Origin of the sequence: Sulfurospirillum sp. MES (assembly GCF_000789415.1) — a bacterium.
In the GTDB taxonomy this organism is placed as follows: Bacteria; Campylobacterota; Campylobacteria; order Campylobacterales; family Sulfurospirillaceae; genus Sulfurospirillum; species Sulfurospirillum cavolei.
The window spans coordinates 1-10,620 of the sequence record NZ_JSEC01000022.1 but is presented as its reverse complement, the minus strand read 5'-3'; the positions used below and the strand labels follow the sequence as shown (position 1 = coordinate 10,620).

The window sequence follows — 10,620 nt, the reverse complement described above, 5'->3', positions numbered from 1 at the left end:
CTATTTGATTGATGTTTTGTATTATTTTTGTGGTAAAAAATTATAACATTTACATGATTTCAAAAGGCTTTTTAAAATTTAAATTAGCTTAAATTATGGGTTGTTTGTGGGAATCTGCAAGTGGCTCGCTCCTAAAAAATAAGGAGTCAAAGTGAATCTAAGCAAAAAAGAGCAACTGCTTGAAGCATTAAAGCAGATACCAGATTACAAAGTTGATATAGGAAAGATAGAGTATCCCCTCCATGAAGTACTCTTCATAACACTCTTTGCACTTATCAAAGGCAATACAACATTTAAAGATATTCATACATGGATGATTTACAATCAAGAGAGTTTAATACTCACAGAATTATTCGCCAAAGATAAGATTCAAATCCCCTCAAGATCAACCTTGCACACCCTTTTAATCAACACCGACAATAATGCTCTAGAGAGCGTATTTAGAGACTATTTTTGGGAATACATCACACAAAAAAGTACTGCAATAGGTGGCAAGTGGCTACAAGGGAGTGATGCCAATGGTCAATATACTCAAGCCTCTCATAGAGCTATTTTAAATATCTTAGATAAAGAGATTGGTATTGTATTTGCCCATAAGTTTTTAGACAAAAACAAAAAAAGTGAAATCAAAGCACTTAAAGAGCTACTCGAAGATAAACGCTTTAGCCAAGAGGAGCAAGTCTTTTCATTTGATGCACTGCTCACACAATTTGAGATTTTAAATACTATGGATATCAAGGGCAACTGTTGTAAGAGTGTAAGATAGGAGTATCTTGTTATAAGTGGTGGGGTACTACACAAAAACTACACAAAAAAAAAACTATAATTAGCTTGCATTTTAAAAAAAAGGAGACAAGATGAGATTGTTTAGTACAGCCAGATTGGTTGCAGGGTTATTTGTTGCTTCTGTAGTTTTAACAGGAGCTATGGCGGATGATAAGATGAAGATAGATCCGGACAAGATTGTGGCTCTTAGTGAAGCAGGGGTGTTTGGTCAGTTTAATACCTATAAGATTGATCCGGACTATTATAAGTTGACCATGGCTGAGCGTGACAAGGCAGTTAATGAAGTAGAAGCTTTAGTCAAGAAGCACAGCGACTCTATCCGTGTTGATGCATACCTCACGCGGGGTTTTGAGAGTGAATCGGACTTTCTTTTTCGGATAAATGGTTATGATCCATCTGCTGTGCAAGAATTTCTAATTGCTTTCAAAGCCACGACTATAGGTCGATACTCAAATATAACCTTTGCCATCAATGGCATCACTAAAGGTCTAAATCATATAACCAAGGAAAAGGCACCAGCGCTTCTGGATGGACTGAAATCCACAAAATACTCGGAAAAACCGCCTAGATATGCATTTGTGCTTCCTATCACAAAGAATGCTGCATGGTGGAATATGACCGAAAATGAAAAACTAGCGTTAATGAAAGATCACACAATCCCAACATTACCGTATTTGGTTAATATCAACCGTAAGCTCTACCATTCCACTGGGATTGATGACGCTGACTGGATTACCTACTTCGAAACCAATGATTTGAAAGCCTTCAATGATCTCAACATCAAGTTGTTTTCCGTATCAGAGAATCTCTACAATGTTCGTTATGGTAAACCTACCATTATGGGATCAATTATGCCTGTTGCCGATGTCTTTAAAGCTCTTTCCAAATAGCGAGTTCAAAGTAAATTAGTCGCTCCGCAGGATCAAATCCTAACTTTATGGGGCGGCTACTTTTTTTAAAATTAAAAATAAATATAGTTTCTTTTCAGAATGCTGAGGGATTAATAATCACTGATTAATTTGATGTGTTCATGGTCATTTTACTGTAATTGCTTTAGAGCCTAAAAGAGGATAATTTTTTGTTTTATCTGTAGAATAGTTGCTACTAAAAGTAATATATGGCTTAAATACAAAGAAATTTAGAATTAGTCTTGCAGATGGGAAAGTATTATGATTAAAGAAGATAAATTCAATTGTTATTATACTAAATTAAGGAGTTCACTATGAACAAATTTAGTTCAACACGTCGCGATTTTTTGAAAACTATGGGGCAAGTATCCCTTGTGATGCTTGCAAATGGATCCATAGTGACAAGCACGCTGGCGCAAACCAAGGATCCAATGATCCAGCATGAATATACGGGATGGGAAGATTTCCATCGTGAGCAGTGGTCCTGGGACAAAAAAACCCGCGGAACACACTTGGTCAACTGTACAGGTTCTTGCCCACATTTTGTCTACACCAAAAATGGTGTGGTGATGCGTGAAGAGCAATCCAAGGATACTCCAAAGCTAAACGGAATCCCCGAATATAATCCACGTGGTTGCAATAAGGGTGAGTGTGCTTCTGACTATATTTATAGCCCTCACCGCATCAAGTATCCGCTAATCCGTGTAGGGGAACGGGGCGAAGGTAAGTGGCGTCGAGTTTCTTGGGATGAGGCGCTTGAGTATGTCGCAAATGGAATTGTCGATACGCTTAAAAATGACGCTTCCGACTGCATCAGCGTATACACTCCAGTACCGGCAGTTTCCCCAGTCTCTTTCGCAGCTGGGCATCGTTTTGCCTCATTTATCGGGGGGCATACGCACACCTTTTTTGACTGGTACGCCGACCATCCTACCGGTCAGACACAGACTCAGGGCCTGCAAGGAGATACATGCGAAACCGCTGATTGGTATAACGGCCGAACAATCCTGATGTGGGGTGCTAACAGTGCTCAGACCCGTATTCCCGATGCACACTTCCTTCAAGAAGCAGTACTGAACGGTAGCAAGATGTATGTCATCTCCCCCGATTTCAATGCCACTGCCACCAAAGCAGACGTGTTTGTTCCAATAAAGCCGGGAACTGATGCTGCCTTGGCTTTGGGCATGGTAAATGTGATTGTCAAAGAAAAACTCTACGAAGAGCATAATCTGAAAGAACAGACAGATCTTCCGTTTCTGATTCGCACTGACACCAAGATGTATCTGCGTGAGGCCGATATGGTGAAAGGCGGCTCAAAGGATAAATTCTATACTTGGGACACCAAGACTAAGAAGCCGGCATTAATGAAAGGTAGCTGGGGCGAAGAGCCAGAGACGAAAGCCAAAATCCAACCAGGTTTCATGGGTCGAAATACGCTTACTTTTCCAGATGGCTATCTTGAGCTGGGTGATCTAGATCCTGCCCTTGAAGGTACATTTAATGTTAAGCTTGTAGACGGTGGGACGGTAAAAGTTCAGCCGGTATTTGAGGCTTACAAGCCCAAGCTAAATGAGTACACTCCGGAAAAAGTTTCGAAGATCACTGGTGTGGCGCCTAGCGTTATCATACAAATGGCGCGTGATTTTGCCATGAACAAGCCATCAATGATCATCATGGGCGCTGGTACAAACCACTGGTATTGGAGTGACACTATTATGCGCACATTCCTCTTGTTGTGTGCAATGACCGGCAACGAAGGTTACAACGGAACAGGTGTCAATCACTATGTTGGTCAGTGGAAGCCTACTCCCTTGCCGGGCGTTGGTAAGCTCTCCTTCCCTCTCGGTGATAAGCATCGCTTCTGTCAAACTACCATCTGGACCTACTACCATGGTAATGTCTATGATGCGATGGAGAATGAAAACATTGATACCGCGAAATATCTCCGTGAATCATTGAAAAGCGGACAGATGCCACTTTTCCCGGAGAATGGGCGTGACCCCAAGGTCTTTATCTGCTATCGAAGCAATTGGTTGAATAATGCCAAGGGTCTTGATTATGTATTACGCAACTTGTGGCCAAAACTGAATTTGACGGTGAACTTGAATATCCGTATGGATAGCACGGCACTATATTCAGATGTGGTATTGCCAAGTGCACATTGGTATGAAAAGACCGACCTCAGTATGAACGAGGAGCACACCTTTATACACATGACAGAGCCAGCTATAGCACCTATGTGGGAATCAAAAACAGACTGGGAGATTTTTGCTCTGCTATCCAAGAAAGTGGGTGAAGTCGCAGAGAAAAAAGGATTTACAAAGTATTTTGATGAGAAGTTCAATATAGCGCGAGACCTAACTAAGCTCTATGATTTACAGATTGACGGTGGAAAGCTTGCGACCGATGAACAGGCTTGTCAATTTATTTTGGACAATGCACCTCAGACACAGGGTATAACCTTGGAGATGATTCGTAAGGAAGGACCACAGCGCTTCAAGAGCAACTGGACTTCACCTATGAAAGAAGGTGTTCCATATACGCCACTTCAACACTTCATTCAGAAGAAGAAGCCGTGGCCAACATTGACTGGACGCGAACAGTTTTACATAGATCACCCGACATTTTTCGATTTGGGTGTTGAATTTCCTGTATACAAGACTCCTGTTAATGCGGATCAGTATCCATTACGCTTCTGCACGCCACACAATCGTTACAGTGTTCAATCCAATTGGAAGGACAATATTTTGATGTTGCGTCTGCAGCGAGGAGGTCCTATGTGCGAGATTTCACCGGTGGACGCAAAGGCTCGTGGAATTAAGGACAACGACTGGATAGAGGTCTGGAATGATCATGGCAAGACGATGGTGCGGTGCAAGATTCGCAATGGGATGCAGGCAGGCATGGTAAGTATGCATCACGAACCTGAACTCTACATGGGTAAATTCGGAGGGGAAAATTCACAGAACCCATTGCCTATACGCATAAATCCGACATCCCTAGTCGGCAACTATGCACACCTTAAGTTCAGGGCTAATTACTACGGACCGGGTGGTGTTCAGCGCGATACGCGCGTCGAGATACGTCGCTATACAGGTTCTGTTACCGCTGGGTTAACAGCAGCAGCTACCCAAAATGAGAAGGATATAAGTCATGTCTAAGAAGATGATAACAACCCCAAAGCGTCAGTTGACTTTCATTGTTGATCTCAACAAATGTATCGGCTGTCAAACTTGTACCGTGGCTTGCAAGAAATTGTGGTCGACAGCTCCAGGACAGGAGTTTATGTACTGGCGTAATGTAGAAACCACTCCAGGTTTGGGTTATCCAAAAAACTGGCAGAGCAAGGGTGGTGGATACAAAAACGGCATGCTTCAGACGGACGGTCATTATCCAACCTTGGATGAATACGGCGTACCGTTTAAGTACGACTTTGCAGCTCGCCTGTTTGAGGGCAAAAAAGGTTCTGTAAAGCCAAGCCCTGAACCACGCTGGGCGCCGAACTGGGATGAGGATCAAGGTGTCGGTGAATACCCGAACAATATATTCGCATATTTGCCACGCATGTGTAATCACTGCACGAATCCAGCGTGTGTGGAGGCTTGTCCAACTGACTCCATTTATGTGCGTGCTGAGGATGGATTGAAGGTTATCAATCTAGAAAAATGTGTGGGTGTGAAGGAGTGCGTCAAGGCCTGTCCGTACGGCAAGATCTACTTCAATGAAACTGACCATCAGTCGAATAAATGCATTGGCTGCTTCCCTAGAATCGAAAAAGGGGTCGCTACAGCTTGTGTTGCGCAGTGCGTAGGTCGCGCAATGCATGTTGGCTTCATTGATGATGTCAACAGTTCCGTATATAAGCTTGCCAAGCTTTGGAAGGTGGCTATGCCATTACATCCAGAATTTGGAACCGAGCCTAATGTGCTCTACATTCCACCATTTGTAGGACCGGCTATGCAAGATGAAAAAGGCAATATGATGGAGACGCAGAAAATGCCAATAGGTGTACTGCAAGGTTTATTCGGGTCTAAGGTCGGTGGCGTGCTTGCGGTGCTGAAGGCTGAGCGTGCAAAGAAGATTGCTGGCAAAAAATCAGAGCTTATGGACATCATGATTGGTGAGTTTAGTGATTCAATGATGATTTCTCCATTGACTTAGTGGGTGATCATAAGGTTGGGGTCGTTGTTGACCCCAACCTTAATTTCCACAGCAACAATACGCAGAAGCAAATAATCAGGAGAAAGAACGATGAACGATTCATTTAGTGAACAACAAGAAGGGCGAGCAAGTTTATATGGAATGTTGGCGCTTGGATTTACATATCCAGATACGGCATTGTATGAATTCTGGAATAATGGGAGTTTTGTTAGGGAGCTTAGTGTGGCAATAGGCAAAGCAGCACCTGAGATTATGGAGGCCTTTGAGATGACGCTTGCCCCAGAACTCAAGATGACGGTGAATTACGAGGAGTTCGAAGCACTTTATTTGACTGCGTTTGAAACTGATCTTCCAAAGCGTAGTGTCTCACTTTATGAGGGGGATTATGTAAAAAAAGGTGGCAAACCGGACCTGTTACTGGAACTCAAAGACTTCTATGGAAATTTTGGTTTGGAGGTCAAAAAAGAGATTCATGAGTTAGAAGACCGGATTACAGCCGAGCTGGAATTCATGCAATTCCTAGCATTGAAGCAATCCCAGGATGGGATTGATAAAACCCCGTACATTATGGCACAACGCGATTTTTTAGAGCGTCATCTGGCACCTTGGATGCCACATCTACGAAATGAGGTGCGCAAGCGCGACATAGCCACCTTCTACATAGGTTTAACAGATTTGTTGGCCAGGTTTATCGAGGTTGATTTGGAGTATCTTAAGAAGATTAGTCCAGTTAAAGAGAAAAGTTGAAACAAACCTACAATGAGACCACAGAGATTATTATGACCTGTGTCAGAAAATCATAATAATTCAAAATAGATTTCTAACAACATTTAAAAGGAGTGAAAATGAAAGCTTTAGTTTTAGTCGCATTGGTGGCGCTAGCTAGTTATAGTGTTGCTGCAGATGGAGCAGCTTTGTATAAAAAATGTGTGGCTTGCCATGGGGCAAACGCTGAAAAAATGGCGCTTGGAAAGAGTAAAATCATCGCTAATATGAGCCTAGAAGATAATATCGCAGCTCTTAAAGGCTACCAAGATGGAAGTTATGGAGGCCCCATGAAAGCTTTAATGATAGGTCAGATTGGAAGCTATACAGATGAAGAGATCAAGGCAGTTTCGGAGTATGTTATAGGATTAGGCAAATAACCGCTGGGGCTATTTCCCGCGGTTTTACATGTGAAGAATTTAGTTCTTCACATGTAAAAAATTACATAAAATAGAGGTGAATAGAGATAGTAAATTTTCACTATAGCAAATAGACTTACTCTAAAACAACAAACCCAATAATGATCTATATCATAGAATCTCAATCATTACTGCAATAAAATTAATGCATACTAAACGAAAGGAAAAAGGATGGCTGTTGAGAAGAGTAGACGAGACTTTCTAGGCATGGCATTCGGCGGTTTTGCGGCAGTTGGGGGCGTGATTGCTCTGGGTGCCATGAAAAAGACATGGGATCCACTTCCCAGTGTACAATCTGCTGGATTTATTACCGTAGATCTCTCACCAATGAGTGAGGGAGAGTTGCAAACACTTCAATGGAGAGGTAAACCCATCTTCATTTTGAAGAAAACGGCAGAGATGAAAAAAAATGCCAGTCGTGATGTGGTAGCGGGCAATAAAGATTACACCGTCATCATTGGCTTGTGTACCCACTTAGGGTGTATTCCGACATGGACACCTAAAAGTGCTCAGTTTAAATGCGCCTGTCATGGAGGTGAGTTTGATGCAAGCGGTGTTAATACCTTTGGACCACCACCACGCCCCATGGATATCCCACCGTTTAAAATTGATGGTGAAAAACTGGTCTTGGGCGAAGAAGGTCCTGAGTACCTCAAACTTGTGAAAAAAGCGTAAGGAGACGGGCATGGCAGAAATAAAAAAAGCCACGGGCGTGATTGATTGGCTTGATCAGCGTTTGGCAGTAAAAGTATTGGCCAAAGTACTGATGACTGAGTACTGGATTCCTAAAAATATTAACTTCCTCTGGGCAATGGGCGTGGTTTTGATTGCTTTGTTTGCGGTATTGTTGGTGACGGGACTTTTGTTACTGATGTATTATAAACCGGACGTTGCTTTAGCGTTTGATAGCGTGAACTATACCATTATGCAAGAAGTCGAGTACGGTTGGTTGTGGCGACATATGCACGGCGTTGCGGCGTCGGCGACGTTTTTGATCATCTACATTCACCTTTTTACGGGTATTTACTACGGCTCGTATAAAAAAGGGCGCGAGATGATTTGGTTGACGGGTATGGTACTTTTTGTGGCGTTTTCCGCCGAAGCGTTTAGCGGCTATATGCTTCCGTGGGGACAGATGAGCTACTGGGCGGCGCAAGTCATTACCAATCTTTTCAGCGGTATTCCCGTGATCGGCGATGCGGTCGTGATCTGGATACGCGGCGATTACGTCGTTGCCGATGCAACATTGACGCGCTTTTTTATGTTACATGTCGTTTTGTTACCGCTGGTGATCTTAGCGGTCATCGCGGTGCATTTTTACACGCTTCGCTTTCCGCATGTCAACAACCAAGATTCCGTAGAGCTCGATTTTGAAGCGGAAGCGAAAACATACAAAGAAGGGCGCGTTAAAGAGTCTAACGTCGTACCGTTTTGGCCCGTGTTTTTATCCAAAGACTTTTTCGTCGTCGGTTTTTTTATGACGTTTTTCTTCTTTTTGGTCTGTTATCACTTCGATTTTGCGATGGATCCGATCAACTTTGAACCCGCCAATTCGATGAAGACTCCGGCACACATCTATCCGGAATGGTATTTTTTGTGGAACTACGAAGTGCTTCGAGGCTTTTTCTTTGACATCGGCGGCATGGCGGCGATGGACATCGGCTTGATCGCGTTTGTGTTTGCCAATACGGTGTTTTTTTTACTGCCGTTTTTGGATCGCAATACGATGAATACGGCTCCGGCACACAAACGCCCTGCGTTTTTCGTGTGGTTTTGGTTGCTGGTCGTCGATATGATCGTCCTCACCGTTTACGGTAAATTGCCGCCGACGGGCGTGAACGCATGGGTCGGCTTTTTTGCCGCGGTGCTTTTCTTAGGGCTTTTTATCGTCCTGCCGATTATCACGAAATACGAAGCGAAAAAAGGAGAGAAGGCATGAGAGAAGTGAAGATTTTAGCCATTGTGGTCTTCTTTACCGCCGTGACGTACTGGGGCGTTGAACCGTATGCCCATTCGCAAATGCACCCGCATGTTGCCCCCGCCGATTTTGGTTTTAAAGAGATGGAGCCTTTACATGTCAACGGCAATGCGGACAACGGCAAATTGCTCGTCGAGGCAAATTGCATCGCGTGTCACGGCATTAAAAGTCTAGGGTTGGAAGCACCGATGAGCCATGAAGATGCGGCAAGTAGCTACGGTGTTGTCCCACCCGATCTGAGTCATGCGGGCGTGATTTACGATAAAAACTACCTTGCTGGATTTTTAAAAGACCCCGTGCGTGCGACCAAGCTTTCGCACAAATTCAACGATGCCAAGCCCTATGCTATGCCAAGCTACGGCTTTTTCAGCGATCAAGAGATTGCCGACGTGGTGGCGTATCTTCAAAACATCGTTGCGACAAAACCTTCCGATAAAGGGGTGTTTGAAGAAGCGTGCGGCAGATGCCATAGTATGAAATACGACGCGTTGAAAGCGCAAACGCCGAGTACGTCGATGAAAAATTATCTAGGAGCCGAAGCACCCGACCTTTCGATGATGATTCGCTCTAAAAAAGCGGAGTATCTGAGTACATTTATCAACGAACCGCTGAAGATGGTCGAGGGCATTGCGATGCCTCGCGTGGGACTCTCTGAAGCGTCTCAAGAACAAGTGATCGCTTACATCGAAAAAGTGGGAGATCGCAAAAAAGCGGAGCGCGAGAGTTTAGGCGTGAAGCTCATCGGATTTATGGCTATTTTTACCCTCATAGCGTACCTGTGGAAAGTTTCTATTTGGAAGAGAGCGGCGTAAGCCGCCTCTTTTTTGATAGCTATCTTCTCTTTTATTTCTTCTTTGTTTTTTCGTCACTATTTTGCTGATCCTCTTCGATTTTTTTGCTCTTTTTTTTATTTAAAATTTTCTTGAAGCTTCACATTAACTCTTAATACAACGGGCATATTAAAGATTTAGGCAGATGGGTTTATGCATCTGCCCAGAAGCGTTGCACCTTATAGGCGGCGCATCTTTTTTGGCATAAATTAACGTCATCAATACTTTACATGTAAAGTATTTCACTACGAAGGAGAAACATATGAAATTGGCAAATCTTAGCTTAGCAGCTTTGTGTGTAGCGGGACTTGGCACCTGTGCTTTTGGTGCCGATACGTTGGCAGATGCGTTCAAAGAAGGCAAAGTAAGCGGTGAACTCAAAGCATTTTACTGGGATCGTGACCGCAATCCTGCTATTTCGGGTGAATCTATTTTCAATACGGGCGTTGTTCTTGGGTATACGACAGGCTCCTTCAACGGCTTTAGCCTCGGTTTAACAGGTCAAGCCAACAGTGCGCCGTTTGCAAGTTCCAATGCGAAAACACAGTTTGGTTGGGATGAGTACGGCTCGGGTGCGCAACTCTCCGAAGCGTATTTAGCGTACAGTGCAGGCAAAACTACTGTTCAAGTCGGACGCATGTTCCTCAATACCCCACTTATCGCCTCTTTAGGAAATCGTATCGTGAAAGAGGCATTTGAGGGTGCAAGCATCGTCAATACCGACCTTCCCAACACAACTTTAACCGCAGCCTACGTGCAAAAATTCCAAGCAC

Annotated in this window: 10 protein-coding genes; all 10 read left to right on the top strand. The window is 43.6% G+C overall.

What is annotated here, in order from left to right; genetic code table 11:
- The first annotated feature begins 151 nt into the window (after nt 1-151).
- Nucleotides 152-766 (top strand): transposase family protein, encoded by a 615-nt coding sequence (locus tag OA34_RS12840; RefSeq protein ID WP_039676018.1) that lies wholly within the window; start codon nt 152-154, stop codon nt 764-766.
- A 91-nt stretch (nt 767-857) separates the two neighbouring features.
- The gene (locus OA34_RS12835; protein WP_039676016.1) at nt 858-1,676 is read left to right on the top strand and encodes a chlorite dismutase family protein; all 819 of its coding nucleotides are present in this window, start codon (nt 858-860) and stop codon (nt 1,674-1,676) included.
- A gap of 332 nt (nt 1,677-2,008) precedes the next feature.
- The gene (locus OA34_RS12830; RefSeq protein WP_286683052.1) at nt 2,009-4,855 is read left to right on the top strand and encodes a molybdopterin-dependent oxidoreductase; all 2,847 of its coding nucleotides are present in this window, start codon (nt 2,009-2,011) and stop codon (nt 4,853-4,855) included.
- Nucleotides 4,848-5,855, top strand: coding sequence for a 4Fe-4S dicluster domain-containing protein (locus OA34_RS12825; protein WP_286683051.1), 1,008 nt, complete (start codon nt 4,848-4,850; stop codon nt 5,853-5,855). Before OA34_RS12830 ends, OA34_RS12825 begins: the two co-directional genes overlap by 8 nt.
- A 90-nt stretch (nt 5,856-5,945) precedes the next feature.
- Nucleotides 5,946-6,602: a molecular chaperone TorD family protein gene (locus OA34_RS12820; protein ID WP_039676014.1), complete on the top strand. Its 657-nt coding sequence runs from the start codon at nt 5,946-5,948 to the stop codon at nt 6,600-6,602.
- Nucleotides 6,603-6,700: 98 nt separating this feature from the next.
- Entirely contained in the window at nt 6,701-7,000 is a 300-nt protein-coding gene (locus OA34_RS12815) for a c-type cytochrome (protein ID WP_039676011.1), read from the top strand.
- A 210-nt stretch (nt 7,001-7,210) separates the two neighbouring features.
- Nucleotides 7,211-7,714 carry a ubiquinol-cytochrome c reductase iron-sulfur subunit gene (gene petA, locus OA34_RS12810; RefSeq protein ID WP_039676010.1) on the top strand — a complete coding sequence of 168 codons (504 nt, stop codon included), beginning with the start codon at nt 7,211-7,213 and terminating at the stop codon, nt 7,712-7,714.
- Between the two features lie 10 nt (nt 7,715-7,724).
- Nucleotides 7,725-8,978 carry a cytochrome b gene (locus tag OA34_RS12805; protein WP_039676008.1) on the top strand — a complete coding sequence of 418 codons (1,254 nt, stop codon included), beginning with the start codon at nt 7,725-7,727 and terminating at the stop codon, nt 8,976-8,978.
- Entirely contained in the window at nt 8,975-9,829 is an 855-nt protein-coding gene (locus tag OA34_RS12800; protein WP_039676006.1) for a c-type cytochrome, read from the top strand. Before OA34_RS12805 ends, OA34_RS12800 begins: the two co-directional genes overlap by 4 nt.
- A 280-nt stretch (nt 9,830-10,109) precedes the next feature.
- A partial coding sequence (locus OA34_RS12795; RefSeq protein WP_039676004.1) for an OprD family outer membrane porin occupies nt 10,110-10,620 on the top strand: 511 nt, incomplete at its 3' end.